Origin of the sequence: Hephaestia caeni (genome assembly GCF_003550065.1) — a bacterium.
GTDB classification, from domain to species: domain Bacteria; phylum Pseudomonadota; class Alphaproteobacteria; order Sphingomonadales; family Sphingomonadaceae; genus Sphingomonas; species Sphingomonas caeni_A.
This window is the reverse complement of the sequence record NZ_QXDC01000004.1, coordinates 81,426-106,034: the sequence shown is the minus strand read 5'-3', so window position 1 is coordinate 106,034 and position 24,609 is coordinate 81,426. Positions and strand designations below refer to the sequence as shown.

Genomic DNA, 24,609 nt, shown 5'->3' with positions numbered 1-24,609 from the left:
GGTCGATCAGCCGCCCGCTTTCCAGCCGTCGAGATAGATCACCGGGCACAAAGTGGCGCCGCCGCCGATCGGGGTCGCCATGAAGGTGCAGGCATGGGCGTCGGTGACATAGGCGCGATCGCCGTTGGCGGGCGATGCGGGCAGCGTCGACACGATATAGCCCGACGTGCCGATCGCGGGTGCCGTCGTCTTGGTGTCGAAGATCGTCGTCGAATCGAACATCGCGGCGACCTGCGCGCCGTTGACCTTGAATTGCAGTACCCCCCGCCCGGCCTGATCAAGCACGGTGAAGCCGCCCTGCTTGGTGTTGCTCAGGAAGAAATTGCCGCCGGTATCGGCGTTGAGCTTGGTCGTGTGCGCCGCTGAGGTGAGCGCCAGCGTCGCGGCGCCCGACGGGTTGCGCGTGGTGACCGAGGAGGAAAAGGTCGGCGCGTTGGTCAGCGCGACGGTGTCGTTGGTCCAGCGCGCAGCGAAGGCGGTGGAGCCCGGTGCCATGAACCGCGAGGCGTCGGCGTTGATGTTGGGGTTGATCGCGACGAAGCTGCCCGTCGATGCATCGACGCCGTGGCCATAGTTCGAATAGGCATAGGTGCCGCCGAGGCTGGTGTTGCGCACCGCGTTGAAGCTGTCGATCTTGTAGCAGGTCGCGACGATCTCGCAGTCGGGCGAGATGAAGGTGTTGCCGTATGAATAGGTGTCGGTAAGGTGGACGAAGTTCCAGCCGCTCGAGCCGCCGATCTTGTAGCTGGTGAACGCCGATTGCTTGATGCGGTAGATGTCGTTCGCGACGTTGGTGACGGCGGTGACGGGGGCGGAGAACCCCGCACCGCGGCCGCCGACGCTGGCGGCGGGGATCGTCACGACATCGCCGACATTGTAAATGACGCCGCCCGAGGTGATCATGACGTTGGTCACCTTGCCACGGGCGATCGTGACCTCGGCCTTCGCGAGCGAGCCCTGAACCGAGCCAGTCAGCGGCACATCGACATAGGTGCCGTCGACATAGCCGCTGCCACCGGTGATCGTGCCCAGCTTGGCGATCCGGCCCGGCGAAGCCCCGGTCGACCCATTGGCATAGACATAGCCTGAAAACACCGCGTTGAATTCATAGGCGGTGCTGCCTGCGCTGGCGTTGGCATTCTGCACCGACAGCCGCCAGAGCGTGAATTCGTTGATCTGGTCCGCATAATCGGGCCTGCCGATCGTGACGCACGGCCCGGCATAATTGCAGCGGAACGCCAGCCCGCTGAGATAGGCGTAGGTCGCGCTGACCGGCGCCTCTGGCGTACCGCCCGAGGCCTGGAGGAGAAAGGGCAGGCCGGCGGTATAGCTGTTGTCGAAAATGGTCTGGCCGGGGGATTCGGAATAGACCGTCAGCCCGGTGGTGAGGTTGCCGGCCTGTTCGAAGACGATCGGGCCGCTGAGCCGGTAGATGCCGGGCATGGCGCGGCAGGCGCGATGCTGCGCAACGCACGCCGCGAGCCAGTTCTGCACCGCTTGCGTGACATCGAGCGTCTTGGTGCCGGCGATCACGTCGGCGACCTGTTCGGGGGTCATATAGTCGGCGACATCGATCGGCGAATTCGGGCGGGTGCCGATCGTGTCCGCCCCGGGCAGGGGCGCGACCTCGTCGTCGACCAGGACGAGCGGCCTCTTCTGTTCGGCGAGCGCCGGCGAGGGCAATGCGAGTGCGGCGATGAGCAGGGCTGCGAAGCGGTTCATTTCCCAGGAAGCTCCCCTTTTCGGCGCCGAATGGAATCGTTTTCCCGCCATTCGATCGCTGCCCGGCGCCGCGTCTCCCGCCCGAACTTGGGTCGTAAGTCTCATATATAACACGATGTGTCAATTATAAAACAAACTGCCAGCCGACGCTTATGCTGCCGGCGCGCGGCCGGACGCCACGCCGGGTCGTGCTTTTCCCCGCCTTTCCGCGCCTTCAATCGTCGTGGAAACGGGTGATATCCTGTGTGGGGCAACGCGGCGGACGGACGCGGGCAGTCGGGTCGTCGTCATCGGGATAGCCGAACGAGATGCCGAGCAGCAGCTTGCCGGTTTCGCTTCCCAGCCTCAGCGCCTGGCGGACGACCGCCGGATAGCCGCTCAGTGCGCCCTGCGGGCACGATCCGAGCCCTGCCGCGGCGAGCGCGAGCATGAAGGTTTGCGCGAACTTGCTGCAATCGGCGGCCTCGCGAAGCCCCCCGCCGGCCGGGATGAACAGGAATGCGGCGTGCGGCGCGCCGAAGAAGGCGAAATTGCGCAGCATCGATTGCGCGCGTGCCGCGGTGTTGTACCGCCCGACGCCCTGTGCCTCGAACAGGCGGACGGCAGCGTCGATCTGCCGTTCGCGAAACGGCCCTTCGTAGCGATCGGCGGCCTCGACCTCGTAAGCGGGCGGCCTGCCCGACGACACCGCCTCGGTCAGCGCCGTACGAAGGCGATCGAGTGCCGCCCCCGAGGCGATGTGGAGCGTCCAGGGCTGGGTATTGCAACTTGATGGCGCGGTCGCGGCGATCGCGATCGCGCGCGCGATCAGCGCGCGGTCTACCGGCCGGGGAAGAAAGGCCCGAACCGCGCGCCTGCGCCCGGCGATCGCTTCGAACTGGTCAAGATCGCGCATCGCGGCAGCCATGCTTCAATCGCGTACCGGTTCGCAAGCACATGGAGCCGATAGCAAGACGCGAATTGACATGGGAGAGCGTGCCGCCTTCGTGCCGGGGGGCGACTTGCCTTTTGCCCGCAGCGGCAAGATGCGGCATGAGTCCGGCAGCATGGTCGCCCCCGGCATCGCACGCGTGATCCCGACAGCAACACGATCGCCGCCGGGCGCAGAATGGGAGGTGCGCCGGCATGTGGCCGGCGTCCTCCTCGTTGGAGAGGTGAAAGAATGGAACTGCGTCAACTCCGCTACTTCGTGGCGGTAGCGCGGAACGAAAGTTTCAAGAAGGCCGCGATCGAACTGCACATCGCGCAGCCCGCCCTCAGCCGCCAGATCGGATTGCTCGAGCACGAACTCAAGACGACGCTGTTCACTCGCCACACGCGCGGCTCGATCCCCACCGAGGACGGCTTGATGCTGCTCGAGGAGGCGGAGCGGATCCTGCACCTGACCGAACAGGTCAAGCAGCGCATCCTGTTTCGCCAGACGCATGTCGGCGGCAAGGTGAATATCGGGCTGGCGCCGACGCTTGCCGAATGGATCGCGTCGGACCTGCTGGAGCAGGTGCGGACCGATTTTCCCGAGATCACGCTCAATTTCATGGAGGGCCTGTCGCCGCGGCTTCGCAAGATGCTGGTGACGGGGGTGGTCGACGTCGCGGTGCTGTCGCTCAACGTCGATCCCGCGCACCTCATCCTCGGCGCATCGTTCACCGAGCCGATCTCGCTGGTCGGGGCGAAGGGCGATCCGCTGCTCGATGGCGACGAGCCGCTCAAGCTCGCCGAGATCGTCGATCTTCCGTTGATCATCGCGGGAATCCGCAAGGAAGGGATTCGCGATATCGTCGAACGCGCCTTCGCCGATGCCGGCCTGACGCCCAACAACGTCGTTGCGGAGGTCGAGACCACGCTGATGGCGCGCCCGATGGTGGCGCGCAAACTGGGGTATACGATCAGCCTCGAAAGCGCGGCGGAACAGGGGATTCGCGAAGGATCGCTGGCAGTGCGCCCGATCGAGGCGTTGCGGCTGGAACGGATCGTGGCGCGATCGGCCGAACATGCCCCCTCGCACGCGGTGCTCGAAGTGACGCAGCGGCTGAGCACGATCCTGAAGGAACGCTTCCCGCGGCGTTCTTAGGGGTCGTTTGGGAATGCGCCGAAAGGCGCATTGCGGCACCGGCCCGCTCCCCCACCCGGCCACCCATCCAGCATGATCCTGTGGTTGGCCGGGTGGGGGAGCGGGCCGGTGCCGCTCCGGAAATCGCTCTTTCGCGATTTCCCGAACAGCCATGCGCATACCCGCCGGCTATGCCCGGAATCGCAATTCGGCATTTGAAGGGGGGCGGTGGTGCTTCGTATCCCGAAGTGCAAGCATGGCCCGTCATGGATGGCGCGAAAGCCACGGCGATCGAGGGGATTAGATGAAGTTCACGCTCAGCCCGGAAAACGCGGCCCTCAAGGCCGAGATGCGCCAGTGGATCGCCGACAACCTCCCCGCGTCGCTTCGTGATCGTGCGACCAGCGGCTTCCATCCCCCCAAGGAGGATCTGCGCGAGTGGATGCGCATCCTTGCCCGGCGCGGCTGGATCGGGCGCAACTGGCCGAAGGAATATGGTGGCCCCGGCTGGGACACGACGCAGGTCGACATGTTCGTCGAGGAACTGGGCCGCGCGGGGGCGCCGGGGGTATCGAACCTGGGCGTCTTCATGGTCGCGCCGGTGATCTTCACCTTCGGCACCGAGGCGCAGAAAGCGAAATATCTCGAACCGATCGCCAATGGCGATATCTTCTTCTGCCAGGGGTTTTCGGAACCCAATGCCGGGTCCGACCTCGCGTCGCTGACCACGACGGCGGTGCGCGACGGCGATCATTACGTCGTCAACGGCGTCAAGACGTGGACCAGCGAGGGGCATTTCGCCGACAAGATGTTCACGCTGGTGCGCACCGATCCCGACGTGCGCAAGCAGGCGGGCATCAGTTTCCTGCTGATCGACATGAACGCGCCGGGCGTCGAGCTGAAACCCATCCACATGTACGATCACCAATATACGGTGAATGAGGTCCACCTGCGCGACGTCCGCGTGCCCGCCGACGAGTTGATCGGCGAGGAGAACAAGGGCTGGGACTATGCCAAGTTCCTGCTCTCACGCGAGCGCGGGATGGTGGCGCAAAGCTGGCTGATCCGGCACGAGGTAGAGCGCGCCAAGGCGTTCGCGCGGGACCAGCGCGACGGCGATGCGACGCTATGGGACGACGATGCCTATCGCCGTAAGGTCGCGCGCCTCGAGATCCAGCTCAAATCACTGCGCTGGCAGATGCAGCGCCTGCTGACCGACGCGACCCCCAGCGTCGCGGCCTCGACCGCGGCGATCAAGGTGCAGGGCGGCGAAGCGCAGCAGGAGGTTTCCGCGCTGATCGTCGAGGCGCTGGGGCAATACGGCCCGGTCTATTTCCCGAACCACGATGCGACCACCGAACACGATCTCGATCAGAGCCCCTATCGTGACGAAGCGCCCGAATTCGCGCCCGATTATGCCCCCGGCAAGCTCGGGCACCTGATGTTCCGCCGGGCGATCACGATCTTCGGCGGGTCGAGCGAAGTGCAGCACGGGATCATCGCGAAGACGGTGTGGGGGTATTGAGCGTGGACCTGAAGCTTTCCGACGCCGAACAGAATCTGCGTGACGATCTGCGCGCATGGCTCGATTCCGATTACACGTTCGCGGCGCACCTCGCGCGGACGGCGACCGCCACGTCGCGCGACGACGCGCGTTGGCGGACGATGGTCGACCGCGGCTGGATCGCGCGCGCGCTGCCGAACCGCGACGCCATCGAGCAATCGACGATCGATGCCGCGATCATCGCCGAGGAATTTGGCCGCGCGGTCGTGGTCGAACCGTTTTTCCGATCGGCCTTCCTGGTCGCCAACCTGGTGTTCGAGGCGGCCGAGCCGGCGCTTGCGGATAATATCCTCGCCCGCATCGGATCGGGCGAGGGGCGCTTCGCGGCGGCGCTGTACGAACCCGGCGGGCGGTTCCGGCCAGAGGTCGTCACCACCCGCGCCGAGCAGGCAGGCGAAGACTGGGTACTCAGCGGCCGCAAGGCGGTGGTCATGGACGGCGCCGATGCCGATCACCTCCTCGTCTCCGCGCGTCTGGCGGACGGCACGACGGGGCTGTTCATGGTGGCGGGTGAGGCCGAAGGGTTGGTACGTACCGGCTATTACACGATCGACGATGCCGCTGCCGCCGACCTGACGTTGGATCGGGTTGCGGCGCGCGCGGTCGCCATCGGCGGCGGCGTCGGGGCAGCGATCACGGCCGGCATCGATCGCACGATCACCGCGCTGGGCGCCGAAGCGGCGGGCGCCGCGCAGGCCGCGCTCGACGAAACCGCCGGCTATGCGGGCAAGCGCGAGCAGTTCGGCCGGCCGATCGCGCACTTCCAGGTGATCGCCCATCGGCTGGCACGGATGTTCATCGAGCTGGAAGCGCTGCGTGGCGGGGTGTTCGAGGCGCTCGCCAATGTCGCTGCCGACGCCGGCGAACGCGCGCTTGCCGCGTCGGCGCTCAAGGTGCTGGTCGCCGAGAAGGCGCGCTTCGTCGTCAATCAGGGTATCCAGGTGCATGGCGGGGTCGGCACCGTGAACGATTATAAGGTCAGCCATTGCTTCAAGCGGGTGTTCGCGCTCGAAACGCTGTATGGAAACGGCGATTACCATCTCGCCCGGTACGCGCGGGAGTTCGATTGAGTGACGCACGGCCGGATGCGCCTGACCCAGTTGCTCGACGCCGCCCGTCGGCATCATGGCGAGCGCACGGCGATCATCGAGGGTGACAAGCGGCTGAGCTATACGGCGCTGCACGATCGGGCCGGGCGCTGCGCTGGTCTGTTCCGTAGCCTCGGCGTCGGCGAGGAGGATCGCGTTTGCATCCTCGCGCTCAATTCGCACCGCAATCTGGAGGCGCTGTTCGGCGCGATCTGGGCGGGTGGCATCGCGGCGCCGCTTAATTATCGCCTGTCGCCGGCCGAACTTGTCGGTATCGTGCGGATGGTCGAGGCGCGCGTACTGATCGTCGATGACGAATTCCTGCCGCTGGCCGAGACGCTGCGCGCCGAAGCCGGCTGCATCGAGCACGTCGTGCTGATGAGCGACCACGCGGCGCCCGCCGGGCTGATCAATTACGAAACGGCGATCGCTGAGACCGCGGCGGCGCCCGATGCGATGCGCGGCGGGGACGATGTTGCGACGATCTTCTTCACCGGCGGGACGACGGGGCTGCCCAAGGGGGTGATGCAGACGCACGCCAACCTCGTCACCTCGGCGCTGATGTACGTCGCGCACTGGCATTGGTCGCGCGATGTCGTGCTGCTCGGCTCCGCGCCGATGTTCCATGTCGCCGCCGCGGCGGTGATCCCGCCGGTGTTGCTCGTGGGCGGCACGATCGTGATGATGCCCAAATTCGATCCCGCGGGCTATGCCGAGCTGATCGAGCGCCACCGGATCACCTTCGCCAACGGCGTGCCGACGATGTTTCGCATGATCGTCGATGCGCCGGGCTTCGCCGATCGCGATCTGACCAGCCTTGTCGGCATGAACATGGGCGGCGCGCCGATGCCCGCGGGTCTGCTCCACGAACTGGTCGCGGGCTTTCCCAACGCGCGTTTCTACAACACCTATGGCATGACCGAGGTGACGTCGGCCGCGACGGTGAGCGACGGCATCGCGGCCAGCGACCTTCCCGAGGACGAATGGCCCGAGGACGACTGGCAATGGTCGACCATCGGCCGGGCCATGCCGCTCACCGATGTGCGGGTGTTCGACGCCGCGGACCGCGAATGCGTCCCCGGTGAGGTCGGCGAGATCCGTATGCGCGGGCCGCTGGTGATGAAGGGATATTGGCGCAATCCCGAAGCGACGGCGCAGACGATCCGCGACGGCTGGCTATGCTCGGGCGACCTCGGCCGTGCCGATGCGCAGGGCAATTTCTTCCTCGTCGACCGGCTCAAGGACATGATCATCACCGGCGGCGAGAATGTCTATTCGGTCGAGGTAGAGACCGTTATCCGTGCGATGGCCGGCGTTGCCGATGTCGCGGTGATCGGCCTGCCGGACCCCGTCTGGGGCGAGATCGTGCATGCCGAGATCGTGCTCCAGCCGGAAACCCGGCTTGGCGAGCAGGCAGTGGCCGATCACTGCCGGGCGGCGATCGCGGGCTATAAGGTGCCGCGATCGATCGCGTTTCGGACGACACCCTTGCCGGTATCGGGGGCGGGAAAGGTGGCGAAGGCAGTGGTGCGGTCCGAGCGGACGGCGGCGGCCTGAGTTTTCCCGATCGGCACGAACCGTACCTTTTCCTCTGAGCGCTTCCACGCCAGTGGATCAAACTCTAGCCCCGCTGGCTGAAGCGGCGGCCGACGAGTCCGCCGGCGATGTTCACCTTCTGGATGTCGATCGCGCCGCCGGCAATGCCCCAGCCGTAGGAATCGCGCAGCTTCTGTTCCATGCCGTATTCGCGGGCATAGCCGTATCCGCCCATGAGCTGCATCGCATCGGCGGTGACCGCGCGGGTGATCTCGTTGGCGAAACATTTGGCGATCGCAGCTTCCTGCGGATCGGGAAGATCGTGGCCGGCGTTGGCCGCCGCGCGGTGGATCAGCAGCCGTGCCGCCTCGACCTTGCACGCCATGTCGCCGACGCGCAGTTGCACCGCCTGAAAATCGACCAGCGGCTTGCCGAACTGCCGGCGTTCCTGAACGTAAGCGGTCACCCGTTCGAGCGCGCCCGCCGCCACGCCGAGCGCCATCGTGGCATTGCCCAGCCGCTCGATGTTGAAAAGCTGCATCAGCCGCGCGAAATCGCCCGGCCCCGCGAGCAGGTTTTCCTTCGGCACCCGCACGCCGTCGAGAAAAATGTCGGCCGACGGAACGCCGCGGAACCCCATCATCCGTTCCTGATCGCCGAAGCTCAGGCCCGGGGTTCCCATGTCGACGAATACCGCCCCGATGCCCTTCGCGCTTTCGATGCCGTCGAACCGGCAGAAGACGACATAGCCGCCCGAATGACCCGCGCCCGAACACCAGCGCTTGGTGCCGTCGAGCACGATTTCGTCGCCGTCGATCGACGCGCGCGTCCTGAGATCGGTCAGCGCAGTGCCGGCATCGGGTTCGGACATCGACACCGCCACCAGCATCTCGCCGCCGGCCGCGCGCGGCACGATCCGCTCGCGAAGTTCAGGCGACCCCAGCCGCTCGACGATCCGCACCGGGCCGGTGCAGCATTCGAACACCGGAAACGCGACGCCGACCGAGATTTTCGCGAATTCCTCCATCACGATCAGCGCATCGAGCAGCGTCAGCCCGAGCCCGCCGAGCGCCTCCGGCGTGTTGACGCCCAGAAAGCCCATTTCGGCATAGCGTTTGAGCCAGTCGTGCGGGACGGGACTGGAGGTCGATTCGATCGTTTCGGCGAGCGCCGGCAGCTCGCTCTGGGCGAACTTCCGCGCGGTTTCCTGAAGCGCGAGCTGGTCCTCGGACAGTCGGAAATCCATCAGGCTTCCGAGTCCTGGCCGGCGTCGAAGTGGAAACCGATTTCGCGCAGCGCCGCCAGCGTTTCCTCGCCATATTGATCCGAGATCTTCGGCGCCACGCTGGTCGCGAAGGCGACACGATCCTCCTGATCCTCGCCGAGCGGCTGGATGATCGCGAGCAGTCGGGCCGTCTCGTCGGTGATGTTGAGGAAAGTGCGATTGACGCGCGGCGGGATCGAGATGAAATCCATTGGCCCCAGCTCGAGGCTGTGCTGCCCCTCGTCGCCCCACGATATCTTGTAGCGCCCGTTGATGACGAAGAAATTCTCGATTGCGGTATCATGGGCGTGCAGCGCCGGGGCATTGCCGGGCGGGGTTTCGGCGATCGAGATCACCGCGCCGGGCAGGCTCTTGATCGGCGCCTGGGCGCTGCGGCCGGTATAATTGTGCGGGGCCATGATCGACAGCACCCGGCGCGCCGTCAGGTGCTCGAACACTTCGGGGTTGATCGTGCCGGTGTGCTGGTTCCCATAGGGAACGAGGTCTGCGTAGCGCGCCACGCGCTTGTTCATCTCCTCGGGCGAGATGTCGATCGTCTTCATTAAATTGCTCCTTTCGGGGTCGTCTCTGCGTCCAGGAATCCGGCAACCGCGCGGAACAGATGGTCGCGCGCAGGTTCGAACACGGTGAAATGGGTGCCGCCCGGCACCTGCGCGAAAATGCGCTCGTCGGTGCCGAGTCGGTCGAACACCTCACGCCCCAGCGCGGGCGGGGTGTCGGTATCGGCGGCGCCGACGATGACCATCGTCGGGACGGTGATGGCGGCGGGATCGTAGGCGGGCGATCCCGCCATCCATTGCCCGGCGATGTCGCGGATGCTGCCGTTGGGAACGAGGATCGGCGCGCTTTCGGCAAGCGCGCGCTCCAGCGTGTCGCGCCAACGTTCCAGCGTCGCCCGCGCCTCGGGCGGCACCCGGCCGAGCCAGCGTTCGATAAAGGCCGGGATGTCGACCGTCCGATAGGGCTCGGCCATCGTCTGCGGCGTCACCAGCGGCGACGGCGTGTCGCGCAGCCATTGCGGGGCGTGCAGCACCAGCCGGTTGACTGCGCCGCCGCCGGCCGCGCACGCGGCAGCGATCGTCGCCCCCCACGACCAGCCGACGAGATCGATCGAGGGCGCGCCTGTTTCTTTGCGGATGAAGGCGATCGCGGCGTCCACGTCCTCCAGCGCTTGCGCGGTATCGGCAACGGGCGCGCACGGCCGATCGCCGCTATCCTTGGGGTGCCAGGAGCGGCCGTAGCCACGAATGTCGAGCGACCAGGCGTCGCGACCGCGCTGCGCAAGATCATCGAGCCACGATCGCCCGTCGAACCGCAGTGTGTAGGCGATGCTGCCCGGCAGCGTCGAACCGTGAAGCAACAGCACCGGGGCGCGGCCGTCGCGATCGGCGGGCTGCGCGCGCAGCAGATGAAGCGCGTGCGCCGGGTTTTCGCTGTCGATCGTGTAGCGTTCCGGTTCGGCGGCGGGGTGCATGGCTCATCCTTTCGGGTTGAAGGGATAAAGAGCGCAGCCGATGAAGTAGCTTACCGATTTCGCATCACCGCGTTTGTGATTTGGCATAACGCAATGCGCGCGCGCGGTGCGATGATGGCGGCGATACCGAAGGGAGACGCATACGGTGGCTGAAGGTTATGAGACGCAACCCGCGCTGTTCATCGACGGCGAATGGATCACCGGCGGCGCGCGCGACAGCGAACCGGTCCTCAATCCCGCCGATCGATCGGTGCTCGCCGAGGTGCCGCATGCCACCGACGACGATCTCGATCGCGCGCTCGATGCGGCGGAGCGGGGATTCCGCCAGTGGCGGGGCGTCGGGCCGGACGAGCGCGGGCGGGTGTTGCAGCGCGCGGCGGCGCTGATCCGTGAGCGCGCGGATCGGATCGCCCGCATCGTGACGCTCGAACAGGGCAAGCCGCTCGCCGAAGCCAAGGGCGAGGTGCTCGGCTCGGCCGGGCTGATCGATTTCCACGCCGCCGAGGCGGGGCGCGTCTATGGCCGCGTGCTGATGCGGCCGGCGGGGATGCGCAGCATGGTGCTGCACCAGCCGGTGGGGCCGGTGGCGGCCTTCTGCGCGTGGAATTTCCCGGCGCTCAATGTCGTGCGCAAGCTGGCGCCCGCGATCGCCGCGGGCTGCTCGATCATCCTGAAGCCCAGCGAGGAGACGCCGGGCAGCGCGGTGGAGATCATGCGCTGCTTCGCCGATGCGGGCGTTCCGGGTGAGGTGGCGCAATTGGTGTTCGGTGTGCCCGACACGATCTCGCGCCGCCTGCTCGCGTCGCCCATCACGCGCAAATTGAGCTTCACCGGATCGGTGCCGGTGGGCAAGCATCTGATGCGGCTCGCCGCCGACACGGTGATGAAGATGACGCTCGAACTGGGCGGCCATGCGCCGGTGCTGGTGTTCGACGACTGCGATCTCGACAAGACGCTCGACCTGCTGGTGGCGAACAAGTTTCGCAACGCGGGCCAGGTGTGCGTGTCGCCGACGCGCTTTCATGTGCAGCAAGGCGTCTATGAGGCTTTCGCCAAGGGGTTCGCGGAGCGCACCCGCGCGGTGACGGTGGGCAACGGCGCAGCGACCGGCGTGCAGATGGGGCCGATGGCGAACCCGCGCCGGCCCGAGGCAGTCGCGGCGATGGTCGACGATGCCGCGGCGAAAGGCGCGCGGATTCTGGCCGGCGGCGGTCGCGGCGAAGAGGGCGGCTTCTTCTTCCAGCCGACGGTGCTGGCCGACGTGCCGCTCGATGCCAAAGCGATGATCGACGAGCCCTTCGGCCCGGTCGCGCTGATCCGCCCGTTTACCGCCGACGAAGACGCGATCGCCGAGGCGAACCGGTTGCCCTACGGCCTGGCGGCCTATTGCTTCACCGAAAGCGGACGGCGACAGAATGTGCTGGCCGAGGCGGTGGAGACGGGGATGCTGGCGATCAACCAGGCGCGGATGACGTGGCCCGACAGCCCGTTCGGCGGGGTCAAGGAATCGGGTTTTGGATCGGAGGATGGGCCGGAAGGGATCATGGCGCACATGGTGACGAAGGCGGTGCACATCGCGTAGCGCCCCGCGCTATCAGCCGCATATCGGATCGGCATTGGTCACCCCGCGGCAAGCACCCCTATAGCGCGATGCGTCGCTCCGCCGGCGCGGATTGGCGACGGGGAGAGTTATGGCGCAGGCACGCACCGCCGCACGGATTCTGGTCGATCAGCTCATCGCGCAAGGCGTGACGCACGCGAGTTGCGTTCCCGGCGAGAGCTATCTTTCGGTGCTCGACGCGCTGATCGACAGCGGAATCGATCTCCTCACCTGCCGGGCCGAGGGCGGGGCGGCGATGATGGCGGAGGCGCACGGCAAGCTCACCGGTCGCCCCGGCATCTGCTTCGTGACGCGTGGCCCCGGCGCCACCAACGCCGCGCCGGGGCTGCACATCGCGATGCAGGATTCGACGCCGATGATCCTGTTCGTCGGGCAGGTCGAGCGCGGCTTCCGCCACCGCGAGGCATTCCAGGAACTCGATTATCCGCAGGCCTTTGCCGGTGTCGCGAAATGGGCGGTCGAGATCGATGACGCGCGCCGGATTCCCGAACTCATCGCGCGCGCCTTCCGCGTCGCGATGCAGGGGCGCCCCGGCCCGGTGGTGATCGCGCTGCCCGAGGATATGCTCGACGATGTGGCGATTGTCGCCGATGCGCCGGTGGTGGTGCCCGCCAGCCCGGCGCCGCTCCCCGACGACATCGCGCGATTCGAGACGCTGCTGGCGCAGGCGGCGCGGCCGATCGTCATCGTCGGCGGATCGCGCTGGACGCCCGATGCGCGCGACGCGCTGATCGCGCTTGCCGAGCGGCTCGACCTGCCGGTTGCCGCCGCATTCCGGCGCGCGGCGCTGTTCCCGGCGACGAACGCGCAGTTCGTCGGCGACCTCGGGATCGGCCCCAACCCGGCGCTGGCCGATTATGTCGCCCAATCCGATCTCGTGGTGCTGATCGGCGGGCGGATGTCGGAAATCGCGTCCAATTCCTACGCGCACTTCGCGATTCCCCGGCCCGAACAGCCGTTCGTCCACATCCACCCCGATCCGCTTGAACTGGGGCGCGTTTACCAGCCCGTGCTCGCGATCAACGCCACGCCCGGCGCGTTTCTGGATGCGGTCGCAGAGACGCGGGCGACAGCCGCGTGGGGCGACGCGCGTGCGGCGCTGCGCGATGCCTATCGCGTCTGGAGCGACCAGCCCGCACCACTGCCCGGCGATTTCCAATATGGCGAGGTCGTGGCGTGGCTGCGCGATCGCCTTCCCGACGACGCGATCATCTGCAACGGCGCGGGCAATTACGCGGGGTGGGTCCACCGCTATTACCGGTTCCGCGGCTTCGCGACCCAATTGGCGCCGACCAGCGGATCGATGGGCTACGGCGTTCCTGCCGGCGTCTTCGCCAAGCGATACCATCCCGATCGCATCGTCGTGACGATGGCGGGGGACGGTGACTTCTTGATGAACGGGCAGGAATTCTCGACAGCGGTGCATCACCGGATTCCGCTGATCGTGGTGGTGGTGGACAACGGCATCTATGGGACGATCCGGATGCACCAGGAACGCACCTTCCCCGGCCGGGTCGCCGCGACGACGCTCACCAGTCCCGATTTCGCCGCGCTCGCGCGCGCCTTCGGCGGGCATGGCGAGACGGTGGAGACCACCGACGCCTTCGCGCCCGCCTTCGAGCGCGCGCTCGCCAGCGGGCGCCCGGCGATCCTGCATTGCAAGCTCGACAGCCAGGCGATCACGCCGACAATGACACTCGACCAGATCCGCGACGCAGCGAGGCGGCAACAGGAGGCGATATGACCGACACGAGACTGATGGAAGGCAAGGTCGCGGTGGTGACCGGCGCCGGCAACGGCATCGGCCGCGCGATCGCGGTGATGATGGCCGCGCACGGGGCGAAGGTCATCATCAACGATATCGGCGTGTCGCTGACGGGTGAGGGCGGCTCGGCCTCGCCGGCGGAGGAAACGCGCGACGCGATCCGCGCGGCGGGCGGCGAGGCGGCGATCAGCACTGACAGCGTCGCCGACCCCGAAAGCGCGAAGAAGATCGTCCAATGCGCGCTCGACAATTTCGGCCGCATCGACGCGGTGGTCAACAATGCGGGCATCCTGCGCGATTCGATCTTTCACAAGATGACCGCGGACGACTGGAAGTCGGTGGTCGACGTCCACCTCAACGGGTCGTTCTATGTCGCGTCGGCGGCCGCGCAGCATTTCCGCCAGCAGGAATCGGGCGCGTTCGTCTTCATGGTCAGCGCCTCGGGGCTGATCGGGGCGTTCGGGCAGGCGAACTACGCCGCCGCCAAGCTGGGCATGACCGCGCTTTCGAAGTCGATCGCGATCGACATGAAGCGCTACAACGTGCGCTCGAACTGCATTTCGCCGGTGGCGTGGAGCCGGATGGTCAGCTCGATCCCCACCGACACGCCCGAACAGAAGGCGCGGGTCGAAAAGATGATGCAGATCACGCCCGAAAAGAACGCGCCGCTCGCGGTGTATCTCGCATCCGATCGTGCCGCGCATGTCAGCGGGCAGGTGTTCGGCGTGCGCAAGAACGAAATCTATCTCTACAACCAGTTCGATCTGGCGCGCGTGGTGGCCGATGTCGACGGCTGGACCCCCAACAGCATCGCCGATGTCGCGATGCCCGGTCTCGCCGCCGGATTCCGCGAGCCGGTGACGGCAGCGGGGGTGTTCCCGTGGGAGCCGATCTGACGATGGTCGCCCCGGAAATCCTGCTGGAGCGCGCCGACGCGGTGGCGATCGTCACGCTCAACCGGCCCGATCGGATGAACGCCGTCCACTTGCCGATGATGATCGCGCTTGCCGATATGCTCGCCGATCTCGAAGGCGACGACGCGGTGGGGGCGATCGTGCTGACGGGCGCGGGGCGCGGCTTCTGCGCGGGCGGCGATGTGAAGAATATGGCGGCACGCGGCCCGCGCAGTTTCGAGGGGCGGGTGGCCGACCTCAAGCAGATGCACCGCGTGCCCGCGCTCATCCGCGCGATGCCCAAGGTCGTCGTCGCGGCGGTCAACGGGCCGGCGGCCGGTGCGGGCTTCACGCTCGCCGCGGCGTGCGATCTGCGTATCGCCGCCGCGAGCGCGCGCTTTTCCACCTCATTCGCCAAGGTCGGCCTGTCGGGCGACATGGGCGGATCGCACACTTTGCCGCGGTTGATCGGCCCGACGCTGGCGCGCGACCTCTATCTCACCAGCCGCAGCGTGGATGCTGAGGAAGCGCTGCGCATCGGCCTGGTAAGCGAGATCGCCGCCGATGAGGAATGCCTGCCGCGCGCGATCGCGCGGGCGCGCGAGATCGCCGCCGGCCCCCGACTCGCCTACGGCTATATCAAGCGCAACCTGCTTGCCGCCGAAAGCGCGCCCTTTGAACGGATGCTCGAGATCGAGGCGATCCACCAGCAGCGCTGCGCCGATACCGCGGATCATGCCGAGGCGAAGCGCGCCTTCGTCGAGAAGCGCTCGCCGCATTTCGAGGGACGTTGATATGGCTGTCGATTATGAAACGCTGATGGGATTTCGCGTGCCCGACGTGACCCAGCGATACACGGCGCGCGACACGATGCTCTACGCGCTCGGTATCGGCATGGGCGCCGACCCCACCGATGCCGAGCAGCTTCGCTTCGTTTATGAAAACGGCCTGCGCGTGGTGCCGACCCAGGCCTTCGTGCTCGCGCTGCCGGGGGCGTGGGTGCGCGAGAGCGGGCTCGATTACGCCCGGATCGTCCACGGCGAGCAATCGGGCGCGTTCCACGCCCCGCTGCCGTCCGAAGGAGAGGTTACGGCGTCGCTGCGCATCGTCGACGTGATCGACAAGGGCGAAGGCAAAGGCGCGCTGATCATCGCCGAGCGCGTGCTTTCCGATGCCGCGACGGGCGCGCGGCTGGCGACGATCCGCCAAACCATCTTCGCGCGCGGCGACGGCGGGATCGGCGGCCCGGCAAGGCAGCAACAGCCGCCCCATCCGCTGCCCGATCGTACGCCCGACGGCACGGTATCGCTGCCGACGATGCCGCAGCAGGCGCTGATCTATCGCCTGTCGGGCGATTACAATCCGCTCCATGCCGACCCCGAGGCGGCGCGGCGCGTGGGTTTCGATCGGCCGATCCTCCACGGCCTGTCGACCTTCGGCGTGGCGACGCATGCCTTGCTCAAGGCGGTGTGCGGATACGAACCCGGCCGGATCGCGAGTATTGCGGGCCGGTTCACCGCGCCGGTTTTTCCGGGCGAGACGTTCCTCACCGATTATTGGATCGACGGCGCGGTCGTCAGCTTCCGCACCCGCGTCGCCGGGCGGGATGTGGTCGCGATCGACCACGGCAAGGTGGAACTGCGTTAGAGTCGGATTGAGCTACGCTGAATCGGGTGCGGCACCGGCCGGCTTCGCCACCCGGCCACCCATAGGATACCGTCGTTGGGTGGCCGGGTGGGGCGTGGGCCGGTGCCGCTTCCTCGAAATGGTCCTAACTCCAGTCGGGATCGTCGCGAATCGCGTCGCCGTGTTCGCCCAGCATCGGTGAGCGGCCGGGGTGCATCATCGGCCGGCCGTCGAGCACGATCGGGGTGCGCAATCCTGACACGCTGCCCCCGGCGGCGGCGGGATGCGGCAGATCGGCGCGCATGGCCCGGTGCTGTACCTGCGGATCGTCGAACACGTCGGCGATCGTGTTGATCGGCCCCGCCGGGACGGTCGCCGCTTCGAGCCGCGCCAGCAGATCGGCGCGGGTGAGGGTGGCGGTGCGTTTCACCAGCGCGGCGATGAGGGCGACGCGGTTCTCGACGCGCAGCTTGTTGGTCGCATAATCGGGCGCGTCGCCGAGATCGGCCAAATCCAGCGCCTTGCACAATCGGCGGAACTGCCCGTCATTGCCGACGGCGATGATGACGTGGCCGTCGCTGGCCGGAAATACCTCGTAGGGCACGACATTGGGGTGCGCATTGCCGAGGCGTGACGGTGCGTCCCCCGAGACGAGATAGTTGAGCGCCTGGTTCCCGAGCACGCCGACCTGGCTGTCGAGCAGCGCGCAATCGATCCAGCCGCCCTTGCCGGTCTCGTCGCGCCGGCGCAGCGCGGCGAGGATGCCGATGACGGCGTAGAGACCGGAAAACAGATCGGCCACGGCATAGCCCGTCTTGGTCGGCTGGCCGGCGGGGTCGCCGGTGATCGACATCGCGCCGCCCATGCCCTGGATCAGGAAATCATAGCCCGCGCGCGTGGCATAGGGGCCGTCCTGCCCGAACCCGGTGATCGAGGCGACGACGAGCCGGGGATTGCAGACCATCAGCGCATCGGCGTCGAGCCCGTATTTCCGCAATCCCCCGACCTTGAAATTCTCGATCACGACATCGGCCGAGGCGGCAAGCTTCTTGACGAGCGCCTGCCCCTCGGCGGTGGTGAAATCGGCAACGATCGAGCGCTTCCCGCGATTGCAGGCGTGGAAATAGGCGGCCGACAGATCGCCGCCGTCGGCCGCCGCGACGAAGGGCGGACCCCAGGTGCGGGTATCGTCGCCCTCGGGGCTCTCGACTTTGACGACATCGGCGCCCAGATCGGCGAGCGTTTGCCCCGCCCAAGGGCCGGCGAGGATACGCGCCAGCTCGAGAATCTTGATGCCGGCGAGCGGCGCGGGGGCGTCATGTGCTGAGGTCATGCGATACTCATGGCTTTCGGTGTCCGCTTCACTAGGACGAATTTGTAATCGCACCCATAGCGACATGCGAAGTGCTTGGCGGTCGGGGCGATGTTAGCTCGAGGATGTCGTCGTTCGGGACGGACCCCGGCTTTCGCGCCCGCTCCATCACCAGGGGCAGGACGGCGGATCGGTCGTGTGCCTTTCCGGAGACGATGAACCAGCGGGCATGAAGACCCGCTTGTGTCGTTTTGTTGGGGAGGATTGGCTGATGCGTAAACACCTTTGGTCGGTATCTGCACTTGCGTTGCTGGCTGCCTTTGCGAGCGAGGCGCAGGCGCAAACGGCCACGCCTCCGGTTGCGGACGACGGCGTCGCCGCGGCGGATCAGCAGGGCGATCAGGAAAGCCGGCAGGCGACCCAATCCTATCCCGGCGACATCGTCGTCACGGCCTCCAAGCGCGCCGAGAATCTCAGCGACGTGCCGATGTCGATCACCGCGATCAGCGGCGATTCGCTGCGCGAAAAGGGCATCACCGACGTTCAGGGCCTGGTGAAGGTGACGCCGGGGCTCAGCTATACCGATAGCGGGCAGGGGACGCCGGTCTTTTCGCTGCGCGGCGTCGGCTTCTTCGAAACCTCGATCGGCGCGCGCCCGACGGTGTCGGTCTATACCGACGAGGTGCCGCTGCCCTTCTCGGTCATGGCGCAGGGCGCGGCGTTCGATCTCGAGCGCGTCGAGGTGCTCAAGGGGCCGCAGGGCACCTTGTTCGGCTCGAACTCGACCGGTGGCGCGATCAACTATATCGCCGCCAAGCCCAAGGATTATTGGGAAATGGGCGGGCTGGTGAGCTTCGAACGCTTCGCCACCGCGGATTTCCAGGGCTATGTGACCGGTCCGATCACGCCGACCATGAATATCCGCGTCGCGGCGCGCAGCGTGCAGGGCGGCGGCTGGCAGAAAAGCTACACGCGCGACGATGCGATCGGCCAGCGCGACTTCACCCAGGGCCGCATCCTGCTCGACTGGAAGCCGACCGATCGGCTGTCGCTGTCGGCCAACCTCAACGGCTTCGTCGATCATGGCGAGACGCAGGCCGCGCAGTTGATCGGGATTCTCTACGTCACGCCGCGGCTTGCCGACGAAGTGCCGCTGCTCGGCACCTATCCGCTGGCCCCGAAGAACAACCGCGCCGCGGACTGGGACCCGGCGACCAATTATCACAAGGACAACAACTTCTATCAGGCGTCGCTGCGGGGCGATTACGACCTGACCGACGACATCACCTTCACGTCGGTGACGGCGTGGTCGCGCGCGTCGATCGACCAGAACAACGATGTCGACGGCACCGCCTTGCCGAGCAGTGATATCGCCGTGGTCGGCAAGATCACGTCCTTTTCCACCGAAGCGCGGCTTTCGGGCGATACCGGCGCGTTGCGCTGGATCGTCGGCGGCAATTACGCGCGCGAGCATACGATCGAGAACGATTATCTGAATTTCCCTTATGCCTCGGCGGTGCATGCCTTCACCCCGGACTATAATTACGATGCCACCAATCCGTTCACGACGCAGGATTTCCGCACCCTCGCCGCGTTCGGAAACGTCGATCTCGATATCGGCAAGTTCACGCTGCATGCCGGCGTGCGCTACACCAAGGCGGATCTCGATTATTCGGGCTGCACCAAGGTTAACAGTGACGCCTCCGGCGCGGCGATCACGACGTTGTTCAACGCCCTGCGCGCGGGCCAGGGGCTCGATCCGATCGCCCCCTTGCGCGCGGGCGATTGCCAATCGCTCGATGCGACGCTGACGCCCAACCTGCGCGCGGAAAGCTTCGATCAGGATAATGTGAGCTGGCGCGCGGGCGTGGATTTCAAACCCACCGACGACGTGCTCCTCTATGCCAACGTGTCGCGCGGCTACAAGGCGGGCAGCGTCCCCGCGCCGGGCGCGATCAACCTTGAGGAATTCGATCCCGTCAGCCAGGAATCGGTGCTGGCCTATGAAGGCGGGTTCAAGGTCTCGCTCGCCAACCGGCTGGTCGATCTGTCGGGGGCAGCGTTCTATTACGACTATACCGACAAGCAATTGCTGGCGCGCCGGATCACGACGCCGAACCTGCTGGGCGCGCTGCCCGCGCTGATCAACGTGCCCAAATCGCGTATCATCGGCGCCGAAGGCCAGATCAACGTCTATCCGGTCAGCGGGCTGACGCTCACCGCCGCGGCGACCTATCTCAAATCCAAGGTCACCGACGATTTCATCAACTATACGATCCTGGCCACGCAGGAGAATTTCAAGGGCAACCCGTTCCCATACACGCCCAAGTGGCAGGTCGTGCTCGACGGCCAGTACGTCTTCCCGCTGAGCAGCAGCGTCGACGGGTTGATCGGCGGCAACATGAACTACCGCACCAAGACGACCGCGGGGTTCGGCACGCATCCGTATCTGGCGATCGACGATTATGCGCTGGTCGACCTGCGCGTCGGCATCCAGGACCCGGACAAGAAATGGAGCGTCCAGGTGTTCGGCCACAATGTGACCAACGCCTATTACTGGACCAACGTCGCGAAGTTCAACGATACCGTGCGCCGTCTGGCCGGCCAGCCCGCGACCTACGGCATACAGATCGGCTTCAAGTTCTGATCGGGGGCGATGGGGGAGCGGCGGGCCGTTCCCCCCTTTTTCCGGGTCGCGTCGCCAACCGCCGTTCCGCGATCGGCCTCATGCCGGGATACGAAATGGAGCGGCCGGCCAACTCTTGCTAGCCTTGGACCATGATCGACGCTCCCATCCACCCCGCCGAACAGTTTCGCGCCTTCCTGGAACAGGGGCGCTTCATGCTGCAACGCGCGCGGGGTTCAGGCGCCCATGTCTTCTATCCGCGCGTCGCCGAGCCCCGCACCGGGGCGACCGATCTCGACTGGGTCGAGGCGAGCGGCAGGGGGGTCGTCTATTCGGTCACGGTCCAGCGCAACCGGCCGCCGGCGCCCGATGCGAGCCTTGCGCTCGTCGATCTCGCCGAAGGGCCGCGGATGCTGACCCGGATCGACGGCATCGCCCCCGATGAGGTGACGATCGGCATGGCGGTCCGCGCGCGGATCGTCGACGAGGGCGGCGGGCCGTTCGTCGTGTTCGAGCCGGACAGCGCGGCATGACCGAGAAGTTCCCGCGCGGCCGCACCGCGATCGTCTCGACCGCGACCTACGGTATGGGCGAAGCGCCCGGCCTGCAATCGATCGACCTGCTGGCGCATGCGAGCATCGCGGCGCTGGCGAAAGTGGGGCTGACGCCGGCGGATGTCGATGGTGTCTTCACCGGCATGCCGTTCGATCTGATTTCCGGGCTCAGCGTGCCCGAATATTTCGGCATCCATCCCCGGATCACCGACAACAACCGCACCGGCGGATCGGCCTTCCAGACACTCGCGATCGCCGCTGCGCTGGCGCTCGACGCAGGGCTGTGCGATGTCGCGCTGATCGCTTACGGCAGCAACCTGCGCACCGGCGCGGGGGCGATTTCGCCACCGCCGCCCGATCCCTTCGAATGGGCGTACAAGGCGCGTTATCCGATTTCGGCCTATGCGCTTGCGGCGGCGCGCCACATGCATGAATTCGGCACGACGCGCGAACAACTCGCCGAGGTCGCGGTGGCCGCGCGGGGCTGGGCGAACCGTAATCCCAAGGCGGTGAAGCGCGGGCCGTTGACGATCGATGACGTGCTCGGCGCGCGCATGGTCTGCGATCCGCTGTCGGTGCGCGATTGCTGCCTCGTCACCGATGGCGGCGCGGCGGTGGTGATGACGCGGGCGGACCGCGCACGCGACCTGTCGGCGCGCCCGGCCTATCTGCTCGCCGGCGCGGCGGCGACCACGCACAACCGGATCGCGGCGATGCCCGATCTGACGGTGACCGGCGCCGCCGACACCGGGCCGCGCGTCTGGGCGCAATCGGGCTACGGCCCCGCCGACATGGACGCGCTACAACTCTACGACGCCTTCACGATCAACCCGATCCTGTTCCTCGAGGATCTCGGCTTCTGCCCCAAGGGCGAGGGCGGTCGCTTCGTGTCGGGCGGGCGGATCGCGCCGGGCGGCGAACTGCCGGTCAACACCAACGGCGGTGGCCTCTCATGCGTGCATCCGGGCATGTACGGCCTGTTCGCGCTGGCCGAGGCGGCGGACCAGTTGATGGGGACCGCGGGCGCGCACCAGATCGACCGCGCCGTCGATCTCAGCCTGGCGCACGGCAACGGCATGCTGCTGTCGAGCCAGGCGACGGTGGTGCTGGGGTCGGCAAGCACATTGTAACCGCCATCGAAGGCGGCGGGAGAGTAACGATGGCCACACCAGGCGCGGCGGGCGACACCACCGACGGATCGATCGCCGCGGCGCCCGAGGGCGGCCAGCGGCTGACCTACGGCTATTATGTCGTCGGGTTGCTGTCGGTCACCTACATGCTGTCGTTCATGGATCGGACGCTGATCAGCCTGCTGATCGAGCCGATCAAGAGCGAATTCGCGCTCAGCGACACGCAGATCGGCGCGCTGATCGGCTTCGGCTTCGTGGTCTTTTACTCGGTGCTGGGCCTGCCTTTCGGCGCGCTGGCCGATCGCGCGAACCGGCGGAACCTGATCCTGTTCGGGCTGGTCGCGTGGAGCCTTGCCACCAGTGCCAGCGGCTTCGCGGGCGGCTTCACCATGCTGTTGATGATGCGCGCGCTGGTCGGGGTGGGGGAGGCGACGCTGTCGCCCAGCGCCTATTCGACGATCGCGGACCGGTTTCCGCCGCGCCGGTTGGGGATCGCGATCGCGATCTATGCGATCGGGGTGTCGCTGGGCGGCGGGCTGGCGACGATGTTCGGCGGCGTGCTGGTCAATTGGGCGACCGATCATACGGTCGCCGTGCCGCTGGTCGGGGCGGTGGGCGGCTGGCGGCTGGCGATCTTCGTCGTCGGGCTGCTGGGCTTGCCGCTCGCCTTGCTGATGGCGCTTACGATGCGCGAGGCGCCGCGCCGGATCACGACACCGGCGCCGCCCTTCGCCGATCTCGGGCGCTATATCATGCGGCGGCCGGCGGCGATGATCGGCACGCTGAGCGCCTTCAGCTTCGCCAATGTCGCCAATTATGTCGTGTTCCTGTGGGGCGCGCCGCTGTTCATGCGCGTCCACGGCCTCGACGCGCGGACCACGGGGCTCGTGCTCGGGGCGATCATCGGCGTTTTCGGCAGCATCGGCATGCTGGCGAGCGGCGCGCTTTCGGATCGCCTGATCCAGAAGGGCAAGGTGGACGCGCCGGTACGCGTCACCTTCTGGACGTTGATCGCCCAGATGCCGTTGATGCCCGCCGCGTTCCTGATCGACAATGTGACGCTCGCCTTCGCGCTGCTGGTGCCGACGATGATGCTGACGACGGCGGCATCGAGCGTGCAGGGCACCGCGTTGCAATTGATGGCACCGCCGCGGATGCGCGGGCGGATCATCGCGATCTATCTGTTGTTCGTCACCCTGGTCGGCATGGGCATCGGGCCGCTGCTGATCGGCGTGCTGTCCGACCATTGGTTCACCGCGGCCGACGGATTGCAGCCGGCGATGGCGATCGTGGCGCTGGCGGGGCTGGTGATCGCGGCGGTGCTGCTCGCGCTGGTGCGCCGACAGACGCGCGCGCTGATGGTCGAGCAACGCGCCGAGGCGCAGCCGGCGGCATGAAAGCCATCCGCATCGCGCGCTTCGGCGGGCCGGACGTCCTTGAGGTCGCGGACATGCCGATCCCGCAACCGGCGGCCGACGAGGTGCTGATCCGCGTTGCCGCGGCCGGGGTGAATTTCGCCGAGACGCTGATGCGGGAGGATCGCTATGTCGCGTCCTACGCCTTGCCCGCGATCCCCGGATCGGAGGTGGCGGGCACGATCGAGGCGGTCGGCGCCGAGGTGGCCGATCTCGCGCCCGGGCAGCGCGTCGGCGCCGCACTGGCGGCGAGCGGCAAGCTGCACGGCGGCTATGCGCAGTTCGTGACCGCGAAGGCGTGGGCCGTTGCGCCGCTTCCCGATCGCCTTGGGTTCGCCGATGCGACCGCGCTGCTCGTTCAAGGGGCGACCGCGCAGTATCTCGTCCGCTCGGCGGCGGTGCGCGATCGATCGGTGCTGATCACCGCTGCCGGGGGCGGGGTGGGATCGTTGCTCGTCCAGCTTGCCCGGCATCACGGCGCCGCCCGGATCGTCGCCGTGGCAAGTTCGCAGGCCAAGCGCGATCTCGCCACGGCGAATGGCGCCGATGCGGCGATCGCCTATGCCGACATCGCGGGTGCGTCTTTCGATATCGCCTGCGATTCGGTCGGCGGCGAGACATTGCTCGCCTGCCTCGGTGCCGTCGCTCCGGGGGGCACGCTGTTCGTCTACGGCGCGCCGTGCCTGGCGCCACTCACGCTGGGCGCGGTGGCGATGCGCAAGCTGGTGCTGGGCAACGTATCGCTGCGCGGATTTGCGTTCGCGAGACACGTCGATCGGGATACGCTGCGTGCGGACCTGCAAGCGCTGTTCGCGCTGTGCGTGGACGGGGATCTTCGTATCACCACGACGTGCTTCGCGCTCGACGAAGCGGCCGCCGCGCATCGGGCGATTCAGGAGCGCGATACGCTGGGCAAGGTCGTGCTGCTGAGCGCCTGATGCACGGGCA

The 24,609-nt window shown here is 67.0% G+C and carries 20 protein-coding genes; 14 read left to right on the top strand and 6 right to left on the bottom strand.

What is annotated here, in order from left to right:
* Nucleotides 1–6 precede the first annotated feature (6 nt).
* Nucleotides 7–1,722, bottom strand: a complete 1,716-nt coding sequence (locus DFR49_RS14960; protein WP_119036536.1) for a hypothetical protein — start codon at nt 1,720–1,722, stop codon at nt 7–9.
* Nucleotides 1,723–1,936: 214 nt separating this feature from the next.
* Complete coding sequence (locus DFR49_RS14955) at nt 1,937–2,617, bottom strand: nitroreductase (protein WP_119037227.1); 681 nt, start codon at nt 2,615–2,617, stop codon at nt 1,937–1,939.
* 267 nt (nt 2,618–2,884) lie between these two features.
* On the opposite strand from DFR49_RS14955, the gene DFR49_RS14950 reads away from it, so the two are divergent.
* The 4 genes from DFR49_RS14950 (at nt 2,885) to DFR49_RS14935 (ending at nt 7,981) form a co-directional block, all read left to right on the top strand.
* Entirely contained in the window at nt 2,885–3,793 is a 909-nt protein-coding gene (locus tag DFR49_RS14950) for a LysR family transcriptional regulator (protein ID WP_170151031.1), read from the top strand.
* A 283-nt stretch (nt 3,794–4,076) separates the two neighbouring features.
* Entirely contained in the window at nt 4,077–5,297 is a 1,221-nt protein-coding gene (locus DFR49_RS14945) for an acyl-CoA dehydrogenase family protein (RefSeq protein ID WP_119036534.1), read from the top strand.
* A 2-nt stretch (nt 5,298–5,299) separates the two neighbouring features.
* Entirely contained in the window at nt 5,300–6,406 is a 1,107-nt protein-coding gene (locus DFR49_RS14940) for an acyl-CoA dehydrogenase family protein (protein WP_147373712.1), read from the top strand.
* Entirely contained in the window at nt 6,407–7,981 is a 1,575-nt protein-coding gene (locus DFR49_RS14935; RefSeq protein WP_147373711.1) for a class I adenylate-forming enzyme family protein, read from the top strand.
* A 64-nt stretch (nt 7,982–8,045) separates the two neighbouring features.
* Here the strand turns inward: DFR49_RS14935 and DFR49_RS14930 are convergent, their stop codons facing one another.
* Genes DFR49_RS14930 through DFR49_RS14920 form a run of 3 tightly spaced genes read right to left on the bottom strand, consistent with a single transcriptional unit; the run spans nt 8,046 to nt 10,719 of the window.
* The gene (locus DFR49_RS14930; RefSeq protein ID WP_119036531.1) at nt 8,046–9,206 is read right to left on the bottom strand and encodes an acyl-CoA dehydrogenase family protein; all 1,161 of its coding nucleotides are present in this window, start codon (nt 9,204–9,206) and stop codon (nt 8,046–8,048) included.
* Nucleotides 9,206–9,787 (bottom strand): cupin domain-containing protein, encoded by a 582-nt coding sequence (locus DFR49_RS14925; RefSeq protein ID WP_119036530.1) that lies wholly within the window; start codon nt 9,785–9,787, stop codon nt 9,206–9,208. Before DFR49_RS14925 ends, DFR49_RS14930 begins: the two co-directional genes overlap by 1 nt.
* Entirely contained in the window at nt 9,787–10,719 is a 933-nt protein-coding gene (locus DFR49_RS14920) for an alpha/beta hydrolase (RefSeq protein ID WP_119036529.1), read from the bottom strand. The genes DFR49_RS14925 and DFR49_RS14920 overlap by 1 nt, the downstream gene beginning before the upstream one ends.
* Before the next feature lie 145 nt (nt 10,720–10,864).
* Here DFR49_RS14920 and DFR49_RS14915 point away from each other — a divergent pair, with 145 nt between their 5' ends.
* The 5 genes from DFR49_RS14915 to DFR49_RS14895 all read left to right on the top strand — a co-directional run bounded on the left by DFR49_RS14915 (nt 10,865) and on the right by DFR49_RS14895 (nt 16,645).
* The gene (locus DFR49_RS14915; RefSeq protein WP_119036528.1) at nt 10,865–12,301 is read left to right on the top strand and encodes an NAD-dependent succinate-semialdehyde dehydrogenase; all 1,437 of its coding nucleotides are present in this window, start codon (nt 10,865–10,867) and stop codon (nt 12,299–12,301) included.
* A gap of 109 nt (nt 12,302–12,410) precedes the next feature.
* Nucleotides 12,411–14,084, top strand: a complete 1,674-nt coding sequence (locus DFR49_RS14910; RefSeq protein ID WP_119036527.1) for a thiamine pyrophosphate-binding protein — start codon at nt 12,411–12,413, stop codon at nt 14,082–14,084.
* Nucleotides 14,081–15,001: an SDR family NAD(P)-dependent oxidoreductase gene (locus DFR49_RS14905; protein WP_119036526.1), complete on the top strand. Its 921-nt coding sequence runs from the start codon at nt 14,081–14,083 to the stop codon at nt 14,999–15,001. The genes DFR49_RS14910 and DFR49_RS14905 overlap by 4 nt, the downstream gene beginning before the upstream one ends.
* The gene (locus tag DFR49_RS14900; protein ID WP_119036525.1) at nt 14,986–15,792 is read left to right on the top strand and encodes an enoyl-CoA hydratase; all 807 of its coding nucleotides are present in this window, start codon (nt 14,986–14,988) and stop codon (nt 15,790–15,792) included. Before DFR49_RS14905 ends, DFR49_RS14900 begins: the two co-directional genes overlap by 16 nt.
* A gap of 1 nt (nt 15,793) precedes the next feature.
* Complete coding sequence (locus DFR49_RS14895; protein ID WP_119036524.1) at nt 15,794–16,645, top strand: MaoC/PaaZ C-terminal domain-containing protein; 852 nt, start codon at nt 15,794–15,796, stop codon at nt 16,643–16,645.
* A 124-nt stretch (nt 16,646–16,769) separates the two neighbouring features.
* On the opposite strand, the gene DFR49_RS14890 is transcribed toward DFR49_RS14895, so the two are convergent.
* Nucleotides 16,770–17,957: a CaiB/BaiF CoA transferase family protein gene (locus DFR49_RS14890; RefSeq protein WP_119036523.1), complete on the bottom strand. Its 1,188-nt coding sequence runs from the start codon at nt 17,955–17,957 to the stop codon at nt 16,770–16,772.
* Between the two features lie 250 nt (nt 17,958–18,207).
* On the opposite strand from DFR49_RS14890, the gene DFR49_RS14885 reads away from it, so the two are divergent.
* The 5 genes from DFR49_RS14885 to DFR49_RS14865 all read left to right on the top strand — a co-directional run bounded on the left by DFR49_RS14885 (nt 18,208) and on the right by DFR49_RS14865 (nt 24,599).
* The gene (locus tag DFR49_RS14885; protein WP_119036522.1) at nt 18,208–20,583 is read left to right on the top strand and encodes a TonB-dependent receptor; all 2,376 of its coding nucleotides are present in this window, start codon (nt 18,208–18,210) and stop codon (nt 20,581–20,583) included.
* Between the two features lie 131 nt (nt 20,584–20,714).
* Nucleotides 20,715–21,095 carry a Zn-ribbon domain-containing OB-fold protein gene (locus DFR49_RS14880; RefSeq protein ID WP_119036521.1) on the top strand — a complete coding sequence of 127 codons (381 nt, stop codon included), beginning with the start codon at nt 20,715–20,717 and terminating at the stop codon, nt 21,093–21,095.
* Nucleotides 21,092–22,246, top strand: coding sequence for an acetyl-CoA acetyltransferase (locus DFR49_RS14875; RefSeq protein ID WP_119036520.1), 1,155 nt, complete (start codon nt 21,092–21,094; stop codon nt 22,244–22,246). Before DFR49_RS14880 ends, DFR49_RS14875 begins: the two co-directional genes overlap by 4 nt.
* Nucleotides 22,247–22,275: 29 nt before the next feature.
* Complete coding sequence (locus DFR49_RS14870) at nt 22,276–23,643, top strand: MFS transporter (RefSeq protein ID WP_119036519.1); 1,368 nt, start codon at nt 22,276–22,278, stop codon at nt 23,641–23,643.
* Nucleotides 23,640–24,599, top strand: a complete 960-nt coding sequence (locus tag DFR49_RS14865) for a quinone oxidoreductase family protein (protein WP_119036518.1) — start codon at nt 23,640–23,642, stop codon at nt 24,597–24,599. Before DFR49_RS14870 ends, DFR49_RS14865 begins: the two co-directional genes overlap by 4 nt.
* Nucleotides 24,600–24,609: the final 10 nt, after the last annotated feature.

What these genes read in the sequence shown, in the direction of transcription:
- DFR49_RS14960 (WP_119036536.1), bottom strand. Translation starts at nt 1,722, where the DNA reads ATGAACCGCTTCGCAGCCCTGCTCATCGCCGCACTCGCATTGCCCTCG.
- DFR49_RS14955 (WP_119037227.1), bottom strand. Translation starts at nt 2,617, where the DNA reads ATGCGCGATCTTGACCAGTTCGAAGCGATCGCCGGGCGCAGGCGCGCG.
- DFR49_RS14950 (WP_170151031.1), top strand. Translation starts at nt 2,885, where the DNA reads ATGGAACTGCGTCAACTCCGCTACTTCGTGGCGGTAGCGCGGAACGAA.
- DFR49_RS14945 (WP_119036534.1), top strand. Translation starts at nt 4,077, where the DNA reads ATGAAGTTCACGCTCAGCCCGGAAAACGCGGCCCTCAAGGCCGAGATG.
- DFR49_RS14930 (WP_119036531.1), bottom strand. Translation starts at nt 9,206, where the DNA reads ATGGATTTCCGACTGTCCGAGGACCAGCTCGCGCTTCAGGAAACCGCG.
- DFR49_RS14925 (WP_119036530.1), bottom strand. Translation starts at nt 9,787, where the DNA reads ATGAAGACGATCGACATCTCGCCCGAGGAGATGAACAAGCGCGTGGCG.
- DFR49_RS14920 (WP_119036529.1), bottom strand. Translation starts at nt 10,719, where the DNA reads ATGCACCCCGCCGCCGAACCGGAACGCTACACGATCGACAGCGAAAAC.
- DFR49_RS14910 (WP_119036527.1), top strand. Translation starts at nt 12,411, where the DNA reads ATGGCGCAGGCACGCACCGCCGCACGGATTCTGGTCGATCAGCTCATC.
- DFR49_RS14905 (WP_119036526.1), top strand. Translation starts at nt 14,081, where the DNA reads ATGACCGACACGAGACTGATGGAAGGCAAGGTCGCGGTGGTGACCGGC.
- DFR49_RS14895 (WP_119036524.1), top strand. Translation starts at nt 15,794, where the DNA reads ATGGCTGTCGATTATGAAACGCTGATGGGATTTCGCGTGCCCGACGTG.
- DFR49_RS14890 (WP_119036523.1), bottom strand. Translation starts at nt 17,957, where the DNA reads ATGACCTCAGCACATGACGCCCCCGCGCCGCTCGCCGGCATCAAGATT.
- DFR49_RS14885 (WP_119036522.1), top strand. Translation starts at nt 18,208, where the DNA reads ATGCGTAAACACCTTTGGTCGGTATCTGCACTTGCGTTGCTGGCTGCC.
- DFR49_RS14880 (WP_119036521.1), top strand. Translation starts at nt 20,715, where the DNA reads ATGATCGACGCTCCCATCCACCCCGCCGAACAGTTTCGCGCCTTCCTG.
- DFR49_RS14875 (WP_119036520.1), top strand. Translation starts at nt 21,092, where the DNA reads ATGACCGAGAAGTTCCCGCGCGGCCGCACCGCGATCGTCTCGACCGCG.
- DFR49_RS14870 (WP_119036519.1), top strand. Translation starts at nt 22,276, where the DNA reads ATGGCCACACCAGGCGCGGCGGGCGACACCACCGACGGATCGATCGCC.
- DFR49_RS14865 (WP_119036518.1), top strand. Translation starts at nt 23,640, where the DNA reads ATGAAAGCCATCCGCATCGCGCGCTTCGGCGGGCCGGACGTCCTTGAG.